Raw genomic sequence first — 18,740 nt, 5'->3', positions numbered from 1 at the left:
GCGCCGATGGCGGGCCGCCCGACGTCAGGAGCAGCGCCCTGACGCGTCGCTGTCGCAAGCCGATTACCAGCGGTAGCCGACGCCCGCCCCCGCGCCGAACGAGCCGTGCCCCGACACCGCCGTCGTGACCGAGCCCTTGACGAGCCATTTCGCCGTCGCGACGGACAAGCCGACCGCCATCGCGCTTTGACCGCCGTACGTGCCGCCGCCGAGCGCGACGACCTTCTCGCCCGGCAGCACGGCTTGCGGCAGGTTCGCCATGGCGATCGCGCTCGCCGTGCCCGCATTCGCGTCCTTGCGGTACTTCGACATTTCTTCGCGCACGGAGTTGATCGCACCGTTCAACTGGCGCACGTTCACGCCGTCCGTCGGTGCGGTGCCGTCCGCCACGTTGGTCAACTGGCGCTCGGCCCCGGGCGAACCGATCGACACCGTGTTGTCCCGATCGGCAACCGAATTCGCGCCCAGCGCCACAGCATTGTTCGCGGTGGCCCGGCTGTTCGTGCCGATCGCGGTCGAATCCGTGCCGGACACGTTCGAGCCCGTGCCGATCGCCGTTCCGTTCGCCGTCGTGACTTTCGAATTCGTGCCAATGGCCGTTCCGTTCGTTGCGGTGACCGTGGAGTTGACGCCGACAGCCGTACCGTTGTCGCCCGAGACGTTCGAGCCGTTGCCGACCGCGGTGCCGTTCGTCGCGGTGACCGACGTATTCGTGCCGATCGCGGTGTCGGTCGGGTTCGTCACCGTGCCGCCCGGGACGCTCGACGAGATCTTGCCGACGGTCGTCGTGAGATTGGCCAGGTCCGCCGTCAGCGTCGACACCTGATTGGCGATCGAGAAGAGCTGCGAGCCGTTCACCGCATCGGTGCTGGTCGCGCTGATGGCGCCAGCCGCGACGTTGACGATCTGACGCTCGGCACCCGCGCTGCCGACGCTGACCACACCGACCGGCGTGCCCGCGAAGCCGCTGTAGGTTACGCCGTTGAGCGCCACGCTGTTGACGGTCGTATAGGCGCGCGTGGTCGCGTTCGAGCCCAGCGCGACGGCGTTCGCGTCGGCGGCGTTCGCCCCCTCGCCGATGGCGACCGCGTTCACGGCGGAGGCCGTCGCACGGGCAATGGCGACGCTGCCGGTCGCGGATGCCGAGCTGTCGACACCGAGCGCGACCGCATCGGCCGCACCGGCATTGGCCTGGAAGCCGAGAGCCGTACCGCCTGCTGCAATGCTGCCCTTGCCGACGGCCGTCGAGAACGTCGCGGTGGCACTCGCGTTTTGCCCGACGGCTATCGACTGATCGACTGCGAATGCACCCTGGCCGAAGGCGGACGCCGTGCCGCCGGTCGCGATCGCGCCGTTACCGACCGCCGTTGCCTGGCCGCCGACTGCGCTCGAAGCCGTTCCGATCGCCGTCGCCTGGTCGCCGGTCGCCACGGCGTTTCCGCCGACGGCCGTCGCGAACGTACCGGTCGCGGCCGCCATGCGGCCGATCGCGACGGTCTCGCTATAGGCGCCGGTCGACGAGCCCGAATTCGCGACGGCCGCCGTGCCGATCGCGATGTTGTCGCAGCCGGTTGCCGCGGCCGGATACGTGCTGCTGCCCGAAATGGCGATGTTGCCGACGCAGCCCGCGGCCGTTTCGGTCGACGTGCCGTTCTGCACATAGTCGGCTCGCGCGGGCGCGGAAGCGGCGAAGGCTGCCACGGCCGCGCTGACCGTGACGGCAAGCGCGACCTTCGATTTGCGCGGTGCGCGTTGTACGGAATTTCCCAACCCTTGATGATGCGTGTTCATTTGTTTTCCTGAGCTCGATGTAAAAATCGTGTTGTGGCTTGCATGGCCCCCGCTCGCCGTCCCGGTTGCATCGATTCGTTCGTGTCTCTTTCGTGACAGGTATCGGTTTTTCGATCTGTAAAAATGAAAGGTCTACTAACGAAATTTAACGTTCGCCGGTCTCGACGCGACGGGAGCAGGGCGCGGATTACGGCGACTTGCTTGTTTCCGTTACGGCTGTGTCAAAACTTCGCGAATCCGAAGTCCGGATCGCGACGACGCATTTTGATGGGTTCGGGTCGTGCGCATGTTTGCCGCGGCGGCTGAACGCTATGCTTCGGCAGACATTCGTTGAGTAGGGGCGTGATGAGGCAGTGAGCGATCACCGGCGCCGGGCAGCCGGGTTGCCGACGATCACGCGCTCGCTGGCGAGGAAGAGGAGACGGCGACGCTGCCTGATTGCATGTGCTCACGCGAAGGCGGCACCGGCCTTCGCTTGCCGGTCGTCCACCTGAAGACGGGATTCGTGCGCCGCGCTGCGTTGTCGGCGTGTCACTACGCCGGCAACGCGTCCGCCAGCGCCCGCATCGCCTCCACCGTTTCCGGGTTCGCCGGAAAGAACGCCTCGATCGCGAGTTCCGACAGCGTCACGTCGACCGGCGTGCCGAACACCGTCGTCGTACTGAAGAACGTCAGCTCGCCGCTCGTTGTGCGTAGCCGCAGCGGCACGGCGATATCCGCGAAATCGGTGCGCGCGTGCGAATCGTCGGGCTGCCCGGCCGGCGCCGGATACGCGGAGAGCTCGTCGCGCAGCGCATGCAGCGTGCGGTCGCCGCTCGCATCGATTTGCCGTTGCAGCCGATGCAGGATATGCGCGCGCCATTCGTGCCAGTTGACGATCTGCGACGCGAGACCGTCCGGATGCAGGCTCAGCCGCAGCACGTTGACGGGCGGCTGCAGCAGCGCCGGATCGGCCTGCGCGACCAGCGCGCCGAGCATCCGGTTCGCCGCGAGCAGCGTCCAGTGGCGGTCCACCGCGAGCGCCGGATAAGGCTCGTGTCCGCGCAGCACGGCTTCGACCGCATGACGCGCGGCATCCAGTTGCGGGTCCGAAAACGGCCGTTCGCGAAACAGCGGCGCGAAGCCGGCCGCGACGAGCAGCGCATTGCGTTCGCGCAGCGGCACGTCGAGGCGTTCGGCGAGATGCAGCACCATCTCGCGGCTCGGCTGCGCGCGGCCCGATTCGACGAAGCTCAGGTGGCGCGCGGAGACTTCCGCATCGAGCGCGAGCGCCATCTGGCTCAGGCGCCGGCGTTGCCGCCACGTGCGCAGCAGCGGGCCGATGCCGGACGCGCGGCCGGCGGACGGAGGGGGCGATGGGAGGGCGGCGGTCGAGTTCATGGGGAGGATGATAGGCAATCCCGCGCACGCCGGGCATTACCTGCGAGGTAAGCATTCCGGATCGGCGCGCGTCGCCGGGTCCGCCAGCCGGCACGCGCGGCGCCGTCTCACAGCCGCATTCCGTTGCCGGAAGCCGCTGGAAGCTGCGTTACCATAGCGCCCGTGCCACCTGAGAGGCGGTGCCGGACCCGCGACCACAACGCATGGGCCGGTCGCCGCGCACATCGACAACAAGGCATTCCAGGGGAATCCAACAATGAAAAAACGTGCCGTCCGGCTCGCCTGCGTGGCGATGCTCGCACTCGCCGCGACCAGCGGCCACGCGCAGACCGAAGCTGCGCAGGTCGAAATGAGGGCCGCCGCCGCGGCCGCCAATGAAGCGGTCGTGAAGGGGCCGACCGACATCGACGTCAAACACGAAGCCGTGCTGAAGCTGAAGGCCGGCGAATCGTTCGTGCCGGCCGCCGAAGCCGGCCGCTATCTGCGCTCGATGGGCAACGCGATCGACGAATCGAAACTGGTCGGCCTCGTGCTGCCCGACGATCCGGACGCCGACTGGATCTCGGTCGTGTCGTTCGAGCCGAGCGGCTACATCCGCGACGACGACGCGAAGGACTGGAAACCCGACGAGCTGCTGAAAAGCCTGCAGGCCGGCACCGAGGAAAGCAACCCGGCGCGCAAGGAGCGCGGCCTGCCCGAAACCGAGGTGGTCGGCTGGGCGAAGGCGCCCGCCTACGACGCGGCCACGCACCGGCTCGTGTGGTCGGCGATCATTCGCGACAAGGGCGCGGCGCCGAATGCCGCGAACGACGGCGTGAACTACCGGACGCTCGTGCTCGGCCGCGACGGCTACCTGTCGCTGACGATGGCGTCGACGCTCGCCGACCTGCCGAAGTACAAGGCGTCGGCCGACGAGTTGCTGTCGAACATTCGTTTCAACGATGGCAAGCGCTATGCCGACTTCAACCAATCGACCGACCACGTCGCCGAGTACGGGCTCGCGGCGCTGATCGTCGGCGTCGGCGCGAAAAAGCTCGGCCTGCTCGCGCTGATCGGCGCGTTCGCGGTGAAGTTCTTCAAGATCGGCGCGGTTGCGCTGCTGGCCGGCGGCGCGGCGCTCAAGCGCTTCTTCGGGCGCAAGCCGAAGGCGGCCGCGGTGCCGGCCGTCGCCGACGCATCCGCCACAGCCGCCACGGAGCGCAAGGAATGACGAAGCTGCTGCTGCTGATCTTCGGCGGCCTGAAGCTCGGCAAGGTGCTCGTATCGGCGGGCACGATGCTCGCGTCGATCGCGGTCTATGCGCTGTTCTACGGCTGGCGTTTCGCGGCCGGCTTCGTCGCGTTGCTGCTGGTGCACGAAGCCGGCCACTACGTCGCCGCGCAGCGGCGCGGGCTCGACGTCGGGCTGCCGACCTTCATCCCGTTCGTCGGCGCATGGATCCAGTTGAAGGAAATGCCGCACGACGCGGAAACGGAAGCGTACGTCGGGCTCGCCGGGCCGTTCGTCGGCACGCTCGGCGCGCTGGCCTGCTACGCGGCCGCGCGCCACACCGACAGCAACCTGCTGCTTGCGCTGTCGTACACGGGGTTCTTTCTCAACCTGTTCAACATGATTCCGCTGTCGCCGTTCGACGGCGGGCGGATCACCGCGGTGCTGTCGCCGCGCATCTGGTTCGCGGGCGTGCCGGTGCTGATCGCGCTGTTCGCGTATCGGCCGAGCCCGCTGCTGATCGTGATGGCGATCCTCGCGCTGCCGCAGTTGAAGCGCGCGTGGCGCTACGATCCCGACGCGCCGGAGAACCGCATGTATTACGCGACGTCGATCGAGACGAAAACGACCTACGCGCTCTGCTACGTCGGCCTGCTCGCGTTCCTCGCGCTGATGACGTCCGGCGTGCACGACATGCTGAGCGTCGTGCATGGGTCGACCTGACGCCGATCCGATGCAAAAAAGCGGCGGCCGCGTAAAAGGCGGCCGCCGTTTTTCAAAGGCCGAACCTCACGCGTCGCGATGACGCAGTTCGACGCGCTTGATGTCCTTCACGATCACGAGATAGCTGAACACGGTGACGAGCGCATTCAGCCCGACAAACACCAGTGCGCCGTTGAACGAGCCGCTCGCGCCGACGAGATAGCCGATCGCGATCGGCGCGACGATGCCCGCCGTGTTGCCGAACATGTTGAACAGGCTGCCCGACAGGCCGATCGCTTCCTTCGGCGCGGTATCCGCGACGACGGCCCAGCCGAGCGAGCCGATCCCCTTGCCGAAGAACGACACGGCCATCAGCATGATGACCAGCGCTTCGCTGTCGACGTAGTTGCAGCCGATGATCGTCATCGACAGCAGCATCCCGCCGACGATCGGAATCTTGCGCGCGAGCGTCAGCGATACGCCGCGGCGGATCAGCGCGTCCGACAGCATCCCGCCGAGCACGCCGCCGAGGAACCCGCAGATCGCCGGCAGCGACGTCATGAAGCCGGCCTTCAGCAGCGACATCCCGCGCGCCTGGACGAGGTAGATCGGGAACCACGTGAGGAAGAAGTACGTGAGCACGTTCACGCAGTACTGGCCGAGGTACACGCCAATCAGCATCCGGTTCGACAGCAACTGGCGCACGTAGTACCAGCCGGCCACGCGGCTGCCCTCGGAAGCGCCGCCGCCGCTGCCGCGCGCGCCGCCCGTCGACCGCACGAGGCCGCCACCCTGCTCGATATGATCGAGTTCCGCGCGGTTCACGGCCGGATGGTCGGCCGGGTCCTTCACGACGCGCAGCCACAGGAACGCGAGCGCGATGCCGGCCAGGCCCAGCCACAGGTACACATGGTGCCAGCCGTACGCATGCGTGAGCCAGGCCATCAGCGGCGAGAACACCACGGCCGCGAAGTACTGCGCGGCGTTGAAGATCGCCGACGCGGTGCCGCGCTCGGCGGTCGGAAACCAGCTCGCGACGACCTTCGCGTTCGCCGGGAACGCGGGCGCCTCCGCGATGCCGACCGCGAAGCGCATCGCGAACAGCGCGGCGACCGCGAACGCGGCGCTGCCGCCGAGGCCGATCGTGCTCTGCAGCAGCGTGAACGCCGACCACAGGAAGATGCTCGCCGCATACACGCGCCGCGCGCCGAAGCGGTCGAGCAGCCAGCCGCTTGGCAGTTGCGCGAGCACGTACGCCCAGCTGAACGCCGAGAAGATGTAGCCCATCGTCACCGGGTCGATGCCGAACGCCTTGCGGATCGGCGTGCCGGTGATCGACAACGTCGCGCGGTCCGCATAGTTGAGCGTCGTGACGACGAACAGCATCGCCAGGATCCAGTAACGCACCGCGGTGCGGCGCGCGGTGCGCGCGATGTCGAGCGGAAGATCACGAGGGGAGGACGGATTGGGCATTTTAAACGTACGTCGTCGTATGACATGGACGAAAGTGTATTGACAATGCACGAATTCAGAAACCTCGGGTTTTCCCTTTGAAGTCCGCGTCACAATATGGGAATGTCGCGATTTACTGGCCGGACAACCCACGCCGGTGTATCGTCCGCGCCCTCGCGGGCGGCGAGAATGACGCAATGCCGTCGGCAGACATCGTATCTGTTGCGTTACAATGAGCCATCCATTCCCGAACCACGGAGCACACCCATGCAACTGACAGGAGAGATGCTGATCGGCGCCGAAGCGGTGGCCGGCTCGGCAGGCACCTTGCACGCGTTCGACCCGACGAAGGGCGCGCCGATCGAGGCCCCGGCGTTCGGCGTCGCGACGCAGGCCGACGTCGACCGCGCGTGCGAACTCGCACGCGACGCGTTCGATGCGTACCGTACGCAGCCGCTCGCGGCCCGCGCGGCGTTTCTCGAAGCGATCGCCGATGAGATCGTCGCGCTCGGCGACGCGCTGATCGAGCGCGCGCACGCCGAAACGGGCCTGCCCGTCGCGCGGCTGCAGGGCGAGCGCGGCCGCACCGTCGGCCAGCTCCGGTTGTTCGCGCGCGTCGTGCGCGACGGGCGCTTCCTCGCCGCGTCGATCGATCCCGCGCAGCCGGCACGCACGCCGCTGCCGCGCTCGGACCTGCGGCTGCAGAAAGTCGCGCTCGGGCCCGTCGTCGTATTTGGCGCGAGCAATTTCCCGCTCGCGTTCTCGGTGGCCGGCGGCGATACCGCGTCGGCGCTCGCGGCCGGCTGCCCGGTGATCGTGAAGGCGCACGAAGCGCACCTCGGCACGTCCGAACTGGTTGGCCGCGCGATCCGCGCCGCGGTCGAGAAAACCGGCATGCCGGCCGGCGTGTTCTCGCTGCTGGTCGGCCCCGGCCGCGTGATCGGCGCGGCGCTGGTCAGCCATCCGGCGGTCCAGGCGGTCGGTTTCACCGGGTCGCGGCAGGGCGGGATGGCGCTCGTGCAGCACGCGAACGCGCGCCCGCAGCCGATTCCCGTCTATGCGGAAATGAGCAGCATCAACCCGGTCGTGCTGTTCCCGGCCGCGCTGGCCGCGCGCGGCGACGCGATCGCGACGGGCTTCGTCGATTCGCTGACGCTCGGCGTCGGTCAGTTCTGTACGAATCCGGGCCTCGTGCTCGCGATCGACGGCCCCGATCTCGACCGTTTCGAATCCGTCGCCGCGCAGGCGCTCGCGAAGAAGCCCGCCGGCGTAATGCTGACGCACGGCATCGCGGATGCGTACCGCAATGGCCGCGGCAAGCTGGCCGAATTGCCGGGCGTGCGCGAAATCGGCGCGGGCGAGGCCGCGCAGACCGACTGCCAGGCGGGCGGCGCGCTGTATGAAGTGGGCGCGCAGGCGTTCCTGGCCGAGCCGGCGTTCAGCCACGAGGTGTTCGGGCCGGCGTCGCTGATCGTGCGCTGCCGCGATCTCGACGAAGTCGCGCGTGTGCTCGACGCGCTCGAAGGCCAGTTGACGGCCACGCTGCAAATCGACGCCGACGACAAGCCGCTCGCGCGCCGGCTGCTGCCGATCCTCGAGCGCAAGGCCGGCCGCCTGCTCGTCAACGGTTACCCGACCGGCGTCGAGGTGTGCGATGCGATGGTGCACGGCGGGCCGTTCCCCGCGACGTCGAACCCGGCCGTCACGTCGGTCGGCGCGACCGCGATCGAGCGCTTCCTGCGGCCGGTGTGTTATCAGGACTTCCCGGACGACCTGCTGCCCGAAGGGCTGCGGGAAGGCAATCCGCTCGCGATTCCGCGGCTGCGGGACGGCAAGGCGGAGTGACGTGGCATAACCGGTGAACGCACTGTCCCGGGAGGGATGCGTCCCGGCACGTTGGAACACGGCGGCGGGGCCCACGGGCCCCGCCGCTTTTTTATTCCGCGCGGGCTTTGGTGCCGGTTTCGCTCGGTCAGTGAGCGGGGCGGGCGACGAGTTGCAAGCGTTCCGCTGCAGCCAGCAGGCGCCGGTCGCGCGTCCATAGCTTGCTGTCGCCGGTCAGTCTGGCCGACGCAAGCAGGTGGGCATCGACGTAACCGATGCCGAGCCCGTGAAGCGGGACGGCATCGATCATGCGCTGCACCTCGTCGTCGGTTGCAACGGTTGCGGCCGGAAGGTCGCGCAGCGCATCCAGCACGGTCTCGCGATTGCGCATGCTACGGAGGGCAAGCTCGCCGACGATGAACGGATGGATCAACACGCGCTCCGCTTCCAGCAATGCGGTGAGCGTCGCGTCGCCGGCCCGCAAGTGATCGATCCAGACCGAAGTGTCGACAAGGATCATGCGGGCTCCGACGGGCGGCGTGGAACCGATTCAAGGTCGGGCTCGGTGCCGCCGAGGCGGGCGAGTCGTCGCGCGCTTTCGCGGGCGATCAATGCGCGCAGCGCTTCTCTCACGAGCGCCGACTTTTCGGTGACGCCGGTCAATTGCTGCGCTTTTGCGAGCAGTGCGTCGTCGAGGGACAAGGTGGTGCGCATGGGCGGCTCCCGGGAAAAGTCGATGCATCAATTATGACATCAAGTGGTTATCATATTGATGCGCGGACGGGGCGGCGAGAGGTCGGCTTTCCTGTTGCCCGCGTTTCTCCTACAGTAGCGAAGCCTCGGGCCGTCCGGCCCGCAGGCGAGCCTGAGAGATCACAAGACCAACAAGGAACCATCCGATGACTATCAGCAAGCGTGGCGACCACCTGTTCGCGGCAGGGTTGTGGAAAACGATCGGCGACGTCGCGAAATCGGTCCGTACCCAGATCGGCGAAACCAGCGAAGGGCGCGTGCTGGCCGACGCGCTGTTCGCGCTGCAGCGCGAACTGGGCGGCAGCGAATTCGACGTGACGATCAACCAGGGGCGGCCCGTCGCGGGCTCCGATCCGCATTCGTTGATCTTCGGCAGGGCCGTCGAGCGCTTCAAGTACGACATGGAGGCCGTGGTGTTCGCGCTGAAGCATCGCCGCAGCATCGACGGGCCGAACGGCGCGGAGCGCGCCGACGCGCTCACGCAGGCCAACACGCATCTCGCGACCGCGAAGCAGTACGCGATGTTTACCGTCGGGCGCTTCTTCGATGCGGTCGTCGATCGCGACGTGCTGGAACAGATCGTGGGCGCCGAGTCGCCGGCGCGCGGCCGGCCGCTCGCGGCCCGCAAGGGGATCGACGAGACGCAGCGTACGCTCGCGAGCGTGCGGCAGCGGATCATCGGCGCGATCGCGCAGATGTAATGCAATGGCCGCGCCGGCTCGTCGAGCCACGCGGCCATTGCGCGATACGAATAGGGAGGACTGCGGGAGCCGGCGCGCCGTGCCGATGAAGGCCCTGCGCCGCCGGCGAACCCGGCTTACTGCGGGCCCATCTTCTTGATCAGCACGTCGAGTTCGGCTGCTTCTTCGTCGGTCAGGTCGACGAGCGGCGCGCGCACCGGGCCCGCGTCGTGGCCGACGAGCTTCGCGCCCGCCTTCACGATGCTGACCGCGTAGCCGGCGCGGCGATTGCGGATCTTCAGGTACGGCAGGAAGAACTCGTCGATCAGGCGGCCGACCGTCGCGTGGTCGTCGTTCGCGATCGCTTCGTAGAATGCCATCGCCGTCTTCGGGATGAAGTTGAACACGGCCGACGAGTACACCGGCACGCCGAGCGCCTTGTACGCGGCCGCATAGACTTCAGCCGTCGGCAGCCCGCCGAGGTATGCGAAACGATCGCCGAGACGGCGGCGGATCGTGACCATGCTCTCGATTTCGCCGACGCCGTCCTTGAAGCCGATCAGGTTCGGGCAACGGTCGGCGAGGCGCTCGAGCATGTCCGCATTCAGCTTCGAATTCGCGCGGTTGTACACCACGACGCCGATCTTCAGCGCGCGGCACACCTGCTCGACGTGGTCGGCGATCCCTTCCTGGCTCGCTTCGGTCAGGTAGTGCGGCATCAGCAGCACGCCGCTCGCGCCGAGGCGCTCGGCTTCCTGCGCATATTCGATCGCGACGCGCGTCGCGCCGCCCGCGCCGGCCAGGATCGGCACCTTGCCCTTGCAGGTTTCCGTCGCGACGCGGATCACGTCCGAATACTCGCGCTGCGTGAGCGAGAAGAATTCGCCGGTGCCGCCGGCCGCGAACAATGCGCTCGCGCCATACGGCGCCAGCCATTCGAGGCGCTCGGCGTAGGTGGTCGGACGGAAGCTGCCGTCGGCGTCGAAATCCGTCAGCGGAAACGACAGCAGGCCGTGGGAGATGATTTGTTTGAGTTCTTGCGGTGAAGTCATGGTTGGGTCGTCCGTCTAGCGCGAGTGCTGGTTCGTCGGAAACGGCATACGAGCCGAATTGGCGATGTCGTTGTATGTCATCGTACAACGCATGAATGAGCGACGCAAGCGGTTTGCTGGCGGGTCAGGGGTAGGGTCTTTCCGGATAAGGGTTTACGCAGCATCATCAAGTGAGGTTGAATGTCGTATGATGACTAACGATATCGCAGATAGGCTTCCAGGAATTCCGATGACTGCTTCCCCTCTCTACATCCGCGTGCATCCGGACGACAACGTCGCGATCGTCGTCAACGACGGCGGTTTGTCCGAAGGCGCGACCTTCGCCGACGGGCTGACGCTGTGCGAAGGCGTGCCGCAGGGGCACAAGGTCGCGCTCGTCGACCTCGCGACCGGCGATCCGGTCATTCGCTACAACGTGGTGATCGGCTATGCGCTGACCGACCTGCGGCGCGGCAGCTGGGTCAACGAGCGCACGATGCGCATGCCCGAGCCGCCGGGGCTCGACGACCTGCCGCTCGCGACGCGTGCCGCGCCGCCGCTCGAGCCGCTCGAAGGCTATACGTTCGAGGGCTTTCGCAATGCGGACGGCTCGGTCGGCACGCGCAACATCCTCGCGATCACGACGACCGTGCAGTGCGTGTCGGGCGTCGTCGAGCACGCGGTGAAGCGGATCAAGGACGAGCTGCTGCCGCGCTACCCGAACGTCGACGACGTGGTCGGGCTCGAACATACGTACGGCTGCGGCGTCGCGATCGATGCGCCCGACGCCGACATCCCGATCCGCACGCTGCGCAACATCAGCCTGAACCCGAACTTCGGCGGCGAAGTGATGACCGTGAGCCTCGGCTGCGAGAAGCTGCAGCCCGAGCGCCTGCTGCCGCCGGGCGCGATTCCGGTGGCCGCCGACGGCGCGACCGGCAACGGCGGCGTCGTGTGCCTGCAGGACGCCGCGCACGTCGGCTTCAATTCGATGATCGATTCGATCATGAAGATGGCCGAATCGCATCTCGAGCGGTTGAACCGTCGGCGCCGCGAAACTTGCCCGGCATCGGACCTCGTCGTCGGCGTGCAGTGCGGCGGCAGCGACGCGTTCTCGGGGCTCACCGCGAACCCGGCCGTCGGCTTCGCGGCCGACCTGCTCGTGCGCGCGGGCGCGACGATCATGTTCTCGGAAGTGACCGAAGTGCGCGACGGCGTCGCGCAGCTCACGTCGCGTGCGGCGAACGAAGCGGTGGCCCGCGAGATCATCCGCGAGATGGACTGGTACGACCGCTATCTGGAGCGTGGCCGCGTCGACCGCAGCGCGAACACGACGCCGGGCAACAAGAAGGGCGGCCTGTCGAACATCGTCGAGAAGGCGATGGGGTCGATCGTGAAGTCGGGCAGCGCGCCGATCGCCGGCGTCGTGCGCCCCGGCGATCGCGCGCGGCAGAAGGGGCTGCTGTACGCGGCGACGCCCGCGAGCGATTTCATCTGCGGCACGCTGCAGCTCGCGGCGGGGATGAACCTGCATATTTTCACGACTGGCCGCGGCACGCCGTACGGGCTCGCGCAGGTGCCGGTGATCAAGGTCGCGACGCGCAGCGATCTCGCGCGCCGCTGGCACGACCTGATGGATCTCGACGCGGGGCAGATCGCGACCGGTGCGGCAACGATCGAGGACACGGGCTGGGAACTGTTCCGGCTGATGCTCGACGTCGCCAGCGGCAAGCGCCGCACGTGGGCCGAGCAATGGAAGCTCGCGAATGCGCTGACGCTGTTCAATCCGGCGCCGGTGACCTGACGCCTGACGCGCGCGGTGGTGGCGGCAAGACGATGCGGGCGCCTTCGGGCGCCCGTTTTCTTTGCGGCGGCGTATTCCCGATTCGGCGGCGCAGGCGTGCCGCGCATGGTCGGCGCGATTTCCTTACCTCGCGCGTAATCGACCGCTTGCGCGGCCCCGGCGACGATAGCGGCACGCGGACCCGAAACGTCCGCGACATCGTCTACCGACACAAGGAGCCTCGCCATGAACACCGCTCAATCCGCTTCGTCCGTTCACGCCGACCTGATCGACCGCTACTTCGACGCGTGGAACGAATCCGACGCCGCGCGCCGCCGCGAACTGATCGACGCGACGTACGCAAGCGACGCGGCCTATCGCGATTCGCTGATGGCCGGCGACGGCCACGCGGGCATCGACACGATGATCGCCGCCGTGCAGCAACGCTTCCCCGCGTACCGCTTTCGCCGCACGACCGACGTGGACGCGTTCGGCCAGCATCTGCGGTTCTCGTGGGCGCTCGTGTCGCCCGACGGCGCGGCGATCGTGAAGGGCTCGGACTTCGGCATCGTCGACGCGTCGGGCCGCCTCGCGTCGGTCACGGGTTTCATCGACGAAATGCCGGCCGGGGCGTCGTGACGTGAACGATGCATGCACCACGGCCGCCGGGATCGGGTAACGTTATGCGATTCGTTCCCCACCCCGGAGACCCACCGACATGCTGAAGAATCTCGACCCGCTGCTGCACGCCGACATCCTGCACACGCTGCGCGCGATGGGCCACGGTGACGAAATCGCGATCTGCGACGCGAACTTCCCGGCGGAATCCGTCGCCGAGCACACGGTGGTCGGCCGCGCGCTGCGCGTCGACGGCGCCGATTCGGCGCGCGTCGTGCGCGCGGTGCTGTCGGTGCTGCCGCTCGACTCGTTCGTCGACACGCCCGCGTGGCGGATGGAAGTCGTCGGCGACGCGGCCGCGGTGCCGCCCGTGCAGCGCGAAGTGCAGGCCGAAATCGACCGCGCGGAAGGGCGCTCGGTGCCGCTGACCGGCGTCGAGCGTTTCGCGTTCTACGAGCGCGCGCAGCAGACGTATGCGGTGATCGTCACCGGCGAAACGCGCGGCTACGGCTGCTTCATCTTCAAGAAAGGCGTGCTGTTGAGCGACGCGGGCTAAACGCGTTTTTCAGCGCGCCGGGCCGCCGGCGCGGCCGCCGCAGTGTAAAGATTTGCTACAACCTTTTTCTTGGACACCGCGGAAAGACCCTCTATGCTGGCCCATTTGCCGCGCGCCCTCCCGGGCCGCGCGGCGCCGAACCGCCCGGGCGCGCCCGGCGCGGGCGGCCGAATTGCATACGAGGAGAGAGGCATGACGCGTACCGTCGATTCCGGCGTCATTTTTTTCGCACGCCTGGCGCTGGCGGCGTTGTTCTTGTGGGGCGGCATCATGAAGCTGCTCGGCTACAGCGATTTCGTCGCGTATCTGCACGGGATGAACGTGCCGTATCAACAGGTCGTCGCGCCGATCGTCGTCGCGATCGAGGGGCTCGGCGGCCTGCTGCTGATCGTCGGCTACAAGGTCCGGCCGCTCGCATTGCTGATGGCGGTCTACACGATCGTGACCGCGATGGTCGGGCACAATTTCTGGGACGCGACGAACGCCGCCGTCCAGCACGACATGGTGATTCACTTCTGGAAGAACGTCGCGATCGCCGGCGGGTTCCTGCTGCTGTTCGTCACCGGCGCCGGCGGCGCGAGCATCGACGCGCTGCGCCGGCCGAATTCGTCGTACGGCGTGCTGCGTTGAACTGAGCACACTTGGGTAGTCGTCGCGACGCCGACGCAACACAAAAGGGCCGAATCCCGCACGCCGCGGGATTCGGCCCTTCGTTCATCCGGCCGGCGCGTGCGCGCCGACGTTCAGCGTGCGTCCTTCACGTCCTTCGCATCCTTCGAGAACTGCACGGCGATCGCGCCGAGCACGCAGATCGCCGCGACGTACACGACCGGCGCGAGCGGATTCGACTTCATCATCAGCGACACGATCACCGGCGTGAGCCCGCCGAAGATCGCGTACGCGACGTTGTACGAGAACGAGATGCCCGAGAAGCGCACGACGGCCGGGAAGCTCCTGACCATCACGAACGGCACCGCGCCGATCGTGCCGACCATGAAGCCCGCGATCCCGTAGTAGAGCGGCAGCCTCGACGCATCGGCCGCGACCTGCACGAACAGCAGGTAGTAGCACGCGGCCAGCCCGATGCCGCCGATGCCCAGCACGCGCTTCGCACCGATCCGGCCCGCGAGCGAACCGGCGGTGATGCAGCCGGCCGTCAGGCACAGCGTCGCGATGCTGTTCGCGAACAGCGTGGTCGCGGGCGCCAGGTGGAACTGCTTCTGCAGCAGCGCGGGCGTCATCAGGATCACGACGACGATCGCGGCCGACAGCATCCACGTGAGCAGCATCGACACGATCACCGCGCGGCCGTGGTCGCGCAGCACCGCCTTCAGCGGAATCTCGGCCGCGAGCGCCTTTTTCGCCTTCATTTCGGCGAACACCGGCGTTTCATGCAGCCAGCGGCGCAGGTACACGGAGAACAGCCCGAACACGCCGCCGAGCAGGAACGGGATGCGCCATGCGAACGCGCCGACTTCGGCCGCGGAGTAACGGCTGTTGATGCCGGCCGCGACGAGCGAGCCGAGCAGGATGCCGGCCGTGAGGCCCGCGGTCAGCGTGCCGCACGCATAGCCGATGTGGCGCGACGGCACGTGCTCGGACACGAACACCCACGCGCCCGGCACTTCGCCGCCGACCGCCGCGCCTTGCAGCACGCGGAACAGCAGCAGCAACACCGGCGCGAGGATGCCGATCGTGTCGTAGGTCGGCAGCAGGCCCATCAGCAGCGTCGGCACCGACATCATCAGCACGCTCAGCGTGAACATCCGCTTGCGGCCGAACAGGTCGCCGAAGTGCGCCATGATCACGCCGCCGAGCGGGCGCGCGAGATAGCCGGCCGCGAAGATGCCGAACGTCTGCAGCTGGCGCAGCCAGTCCGGAATGTCGTGCGGGAAGAAGAGCTGCCCTATCGCCGGCGCGAAGAACACGAAGATGATGAAGTCGTAGAACTCGAGGGCGCCGCCGAGTGCGGCGAGGCCAAGGGTCTTGTAGTCGCTGCGCGTGAGCGCGCGTTCGGCGGCGCGAGGCACGCCGCTCAATTCGGAAGCTTGCATGGTCAGGACGATCGTTTTTCGAATGGTGTTGTCGGTGCTGCGTCTCCAGGGCCCGCTTTTCGGCATGGACTGACAAGGCGCGGCTTGCGTCGTCGAAGCGCGCCGCGTGCCGGGTGAGGCACGCAACACGCGCCGCCGCACCGGGATGGGGCACGGCGGAGACGAAGCGTCAAAGCGGGTGGGGGGATTCTACAGGAGCGCGAAATGCCCGCGCGCGGGCGCGCGCCGGGAGCGGCTTCGGACCATGCAGCCGAAGCGCGCGGCGCGGGCGGCCGGTGAGCCGCGGGCGCGCCGCGCGGGGCAGGGGCCGCGTATCGGTTATCAGTTGCCGGCGATCGTGTCGACCGGCTTGAACGCGCCGCGCTCGACCTTGTAGATCGTCACCGGCGCATCCTTCAGGTCGCCCTTCGCGTCGTACGCGATGCTGGGCGCCGACACGCCCTTGATCGACACCTTGCCGAGATACGGCGTGTACACCTTCGGATCGGTCGAGTTCGCGTCCTTCATCGCGCTGAGCAGCGCGATCGTGCCGTCGTACGAATACGGCGAGTACGTGATCACGTCTTCGTTGAAGCGCGCCTTGTAGCGTGCGGCGTAGCCGGAGAAGCCCGGCATCTTTTCCTTCGGCAGCCCGCCCATGTAGACGATCGCGCCTTCGGCCGCGTCGCCGCCGACCTTCAGGAACGTCGGCGAGCGCGACATCTCGCCCGTCACGAACGCCGACTTCATCCCGAGTTGGCGCATCTTGCGGATCATCGGCGACGATTGCGCGTCGCCGCCGCCGTAGAAGACCGCGTCCGGATTCACGCCCTTCAGGTTGGTCAGGATCGCGGAGAAATCGAGCGCCTTGTCGTTCGTGAAGTCGCGCTTGACGATCGTGCCGCCGGCCGCTTCGACGGCCTTCGCGAATTCGTCGGCGATGCCCTGGCCGTAGGCCGTGCGGTCGTCGATGATCGCGATGCGCTTGAAGCGCAGCGTCTTCACCGCGTACGTGCCGACGATGCGGCCCGCCTGCGCGTCGCTCGTCAGCAACCGGTAGGTCGTCTTGTAGCCGCGCGCCGTGTATTGCGGCGACGTCGCCATCGAGATCTGCGGCAGCCCCGCGCGATCGTACAGGTCGGACGCGGGAATGCTGGTGCCCGAGTTGAAGTGGCCGATGATCCCGCGCACGTTGTCGTCGATCAGCCGCTGCGCGACGGTCGTGCCGGTGCGCGGGTCGGCCTGGTCGTCCTGCGCGTCGAGCTGGAACGTGACGGGCTTGCCGCCGATCGTCGGATGCGTCGCGTTGAAATCGGCGATCGCGAGCTGCACGCCCTTCTGCATGTCCGTGCCGTAATTCGACTGCGGGCCGGTCAGCGGTGCGGCGAAACCGATCTTGACGACGTCGGCGGCGACGGCGTGCGCGCCCGACAGTGCGCAGGCGGCGGCCAGCGCGACGTGCGATACCTTCAGCTTCACTTTCACTTCCCCTTGATGGCGTGGTTGGGGCGCCGCGCGCATGCGGGCGGCGCCGGTAAACCGGGCGAGACGGTTCGGTCGGCAGGCCGATGCGCAGGCCATGCGTGCTCGCCGCGTGCCACGCGCGTTGTGCCGGAATCGGCGTACGCGACAGCGGATGCGGTGACCCGTGCGTGCCGATTGTGGCAGCACCGGGAGGTCGTCTCGTGACCGTGAAGCGAAGTCTAGTTAGCGAAAATGCGTGCGTCTTGCGCGTTCGATGCGCGGCCGGCGACGATATCGGCATATCGTCGATTACCCTGATATATGCCGAAATCGTCATGACGAGTGCGCAAACCCGCCAAGACGCGGGTCGTCGGCATTTTTACGATGACGGGATTCGGGTGCGTGGTGCCGGCGTGTCGATGCGCTGCGCCGGTTACGGAGAGGGCGGAACGGTCGCTAGCCCGCACACCATATGCGCATTAGTTGCGTACACAACCAGCGTCGCCCACCGATGGAGCCGATCGGCGGCGTGCGATGCCGCCGGCCACAGTCTTGTCCGCCCCGCATTCGATGCAACGCGATCGAAGGGGCGCTCCTATAATCGACGCCATCTGCCACTCGCTTCGCGGTTGCCGGGATGACGACCTTGCTTGCCGTACCGCCCATGAGCCTGTCCGATACGTTGTGCTACCAGCCCGACAACGCCGATTTCGGCGCGATGCTCGCGCATTTTCGCCTGCTTGAACCGGTGTTCGATGCGCTGCCGGACGTCGCGTTTTTCGTGAAGGATGCGAGCGGCCGCTATGCGATCGTCAATCGCACGCTGGCGATGCGCTGCGGCTACAAGGACAAGCGCGACCTGCTCGGCAAGACGGCCGACGAGGTGTTTCCGCGCCGCTTCGGCCGCAGCTATTTCGAGCAGGACATGGCGACGATCAACGCCGGCCAGCAGTTGATGGATCAGCTCGAGCTGCACCTGTATCCGGGCCGCCAGCCGGGCTGGTGCCTGACCTGCAAGGAGCCGCTGCGCGACGCCGCGGGCCGGGTGGTCGGCCTCGCCGGCATCTCGCGCGACCTGAAGGCGCACGAGGGATCGCACCCGGCGTACAGCCGGCTCGCCGACGTGGTCCAGCACATCCAGGATCATTACGTGCAGCCGCTGAACCTGAAGCAGCTCGCGCAGATGGCCGGGATGTCGGTCGCGCAGCTCGAACGCTACTTCCACAAGGTGTTCCACCTGACGCCGCGCCAGGTGCTGCTGAAGACGCGGCTCGACGCGGCCACCGCGCTGCTCGTCACGCACGACAAGGTGACCGACGTCGCCGCGCTATGCGGCTATACGGATCACAGCGCGTTCACGCGCCAGTTCAAGGCGACGGTCGGCGTGACGCCGACGGAATACCGGTTGATGCTGCAGGAGCGGGCAGGGTGACGCGACTCGCCGGGGCGGCCGGCGCGTCACAG

Annotated in this window: 17 protein-coding genes; 9 read left to right on the top strand and 8 right to left on the bottom strand. The window is 67.6% G+C overall.

Translation table 11 applies throughout. From position 1 onward, the window contains the following. Window positions 1–63 precede the first annotated feature (63 nt). Window positions 64–1,791 (bottom strand): YadA family autotransporter adhesin, encoded by a 1,728-nt coding sequence (locus HWX76_RS20200; RefSeq protein WP_050017318.1) that lies wholly within the window; start codon window positions 1,789–1,791, stop codon window positions 64–66. Between the two features lie 534 nt (window positions 1,792–2,325). Beyond that, a complete protein-coding gene (locus HWX76_RS20195) occupies window positions 2,326–3,171 on the bottom strand; it encodes a helix-turn-helix transcriptional regulator (RefSeq protein ID WP_050017317.1) in 846 nt (281 codons plus the stop codon). A 256-nt stretch (window positions 3,172–3,427) separates the two neighbouring features. On the opposite strand from HWX76_RS20195, the gene HWX76_RS20190 reads away from it, so the two are divergent. Then, on the top strand, window positions 3,428–4,381 hold the full coding sequence (locus HWX76_RS20190) for a DUF2167 domain-containing protein (protein WP_050017316.1): 954 nt from the start codon (window positions 3,428–3,430) through the stop codon (window positions 4,379–4,381). After that, window positions 4,378–5,103, top strand: coding sequence for a site-2 protease family protein (locus tag HWX76_RS20185; protein WP_050017315.1), 726 nt, complete (start codon window positions 4,378–4,380; stop codon window positions 5,101–5,103). The genes HWX76_RS20190 and HWX76_RS20185 overlap by 4 nt, the downstream gene beginning before the upstream one ends. Before the next feature lie 66 nt (window positions 5,104–5,169). Here the strand turns inward: HWX76_RS20185 and HWX76_RS20180 are convergent, their stop codons facing one another. Further along, complete coding sequence (locus HWX76_RS20180) at window positions 5,170–6,555, bottom strand: MFS transporter (protein ID WP_176016256.1); 1,386 nt, start codon at window positions 6,553–6,555, stop codon at window positions 5,170–5,172. A gap of 246 nt (window positions 6,556–6,801) precedes the next feature. Here HWX76_RS20180 and HWX76_RS20175 point away from each other — a divergent pair, with 246 nt between their 5' ends. Next, window positions 6,802–8,379, top strand: a complete 1,578-nt coding sequence (locus tag HWX76_RS20175; protein ID WP_089489802.1) for an aldehyde dehydrogenase (NADP(+)) — start codon at window positions 6,802–6,804, stop codon at window positions 8,377–8,379. A 127-nt stretch (window positions 8,380–8,506) separates the two neighbouring features. On the opposite strand, the gene HWX76_RS20170 is transcribed toward HWX76_RS20175, so the two are convergent. Together HWX76_RS20170 and HWX76_RS20165 are read right to left on the bottom strand one after the other, a co-directional pair. Continuing rightward, window positions 8,507–8,878 (bottom strand): type II toxin-antitoxin system VapC family toxin, encoded by a 372-nt coding sequence (locus HWX76_RS20170; protein WP_176016255.1) that lies wholly within the window; start codon window positions 8,876–8,878, stop codon window positions 8,507–8,509. Beyond that, window positions 8,875–9,072: a type II toxin-antitoxin system VapB family antitoxin gene (locus HWX76_RS20165; protein ID WP_006752328.1), complete on the bottom strand. Its 198-nt coding sequence runs from the start codon at window positions 9,070–9,072 to the stop codon at window positions 8,875–8,877. The genes HWX76_RS20170 and HWX76_RS20165 overlap by 4 nt, the downstream gene beginning before the upstream one ends. A gap of 185 nt (window positions 9,073–9,257) precedes the next feature. On the opposite strand from HWX76_RS20165, the gene HWX76_RS20160 reads away from it, so the two are divergent. Beyond that, window positions 9,258–9,812: a hypothetical protein gene (locus tag HWX76_RS20160; protein ID WP_050017310.1), complete on the top strand. Its 555-nt coding sequence runs from the start codon at window positions 9,258–9,260 to the stop codon at window positions 9,810–9,812. Window positions 9,813–9,928: 116 nt separating this feature from the next. Here the strand turns inward: HWX76_RS20160 and kdgD are convergent, their stop codons facing one another. Further along, window positions 9,929–10,843 (bottom strand): 5-dehydro-4-deoxyglucarate dehydratase, encoded by a 915-nt coding sequence (kdgD, locus tag HWX76_RS20155; RefSeq protein WP_089489801.1) that lies wholly within the window; start codon window positions 10,841–10,843, stop codon window positions 9,929–9,931. 229 nt (window positions 10,844–11,072) lie between these two features. Between kdgD and garD the strand changes: the two genes are divergently transcribed. The 4 genes from garD (at window position 11,073) to HWX76_RS20135 (ending at window position 14,409) form a co-directional block, all read left to right on the top strand. Continuing rightward, window positions 11,073–12,626: a galactarate dehydratase gene (garD, locus tag HWX76_RS20150; protein ID WP_124555333.1), complete on the top strand. Its 1,554-nt coding sequence runs from the start codon at window positions 11,073–11,075 to the stop codon at window positions 12,624–12,626. 225 nt (window positions 12,627–12,851) lie between these two features. Further along, a complete protein-coding gene (locus HWX76_RS20145; RefSeq protein WP_050017307.1) occupies window positions 12,852–13,244 on the top strand; it encodes a nuclear transport factor 2 family protein in 393 nt (130 codons plus the stop codon). Window positions 13,245–13,323: 79 nt separating this feature from the next. Then, window positions 13,324–13,779 carry an RbsD/FucU family protein gene (locus HWX76_RS20140; RefSeq protein ID WP_176016254.1) on the top strand — a complete coding sequence of 152 codons (456 nt, stop codon included), beginning with the start codon at window positions 13,324–13,326 and terminating at the stop codon, window positions 13,777–13,779. Window positions 13,780–13,971: 192 nt separating this feature from the next. Continuing rightward, window positions 13,972–14,409, top strand: coding sequence for a DoxX family protein (locus HWX76_RS20135; RefSeq protein WP_176016253.1), 438 nt, complete (start codon window positions 13,972–13,974; stop codon window positions 14,407–14,409). A 113-nt stretch (window positions 14,410–14,522) separates the two neighbouring features. Here the strand turns inward: HWX76_RS20135 and HWX76_RS20130 are convergent, their stop codons facing one another. After that, window positions 14,523–15,833, bottom strand: a complete 1,311-nt coding sequence (locus HWX76_RS20130) for an MFS transporter (protein WP_176016252.1) — start codon at window positions 15,831–15,833, stop codon at window positions 14,523–14,525. 321 nt (window positions 15,834–16,154) lie between these two features. Continuing rightward, window positions 16,155–17,291, bottom strand: coding sequence for a branched-chain amino acid ABC transporter substrate-binding protein (locus tag HWX76_RS20125; protein ID WP_050017345.1), 1,137 nt, complete (start codon window positions 17,289–17,291; stop codon window positions 16,155–16,157). Window positions 17,292–17,913: 622 nt separating this feature from the next. Here HWX76_RS20125 and HWX76_RS20120 point away from each other — a divergent pair. Next, a complete protein-coding gene (locus HWX76_RS20120; protein WP_050017303.1) occupies window positions 17,914–18,708 on the top strand; it encodes an AraC family transcriptional regulator in 795 nt (264 codons plus the stop codon). The last annotated feature ends 32 nt before the right edge of the window (window positions 18,709–18,740 follow it).

The organism is Burkholderia sp. BCC0398, from assembly GCF_902833245.1.
GTDB lineage: Bacteria > Pseudomonadota > Gammaproteobacteria > Burkholderiales > Burkholderiaceae > Burkholderia > Burkholderia sola.
Note: the sequence above shows the minus strand (reverse complement) of the source record. Positions and strands in the feature narration are given on the sequence as shown.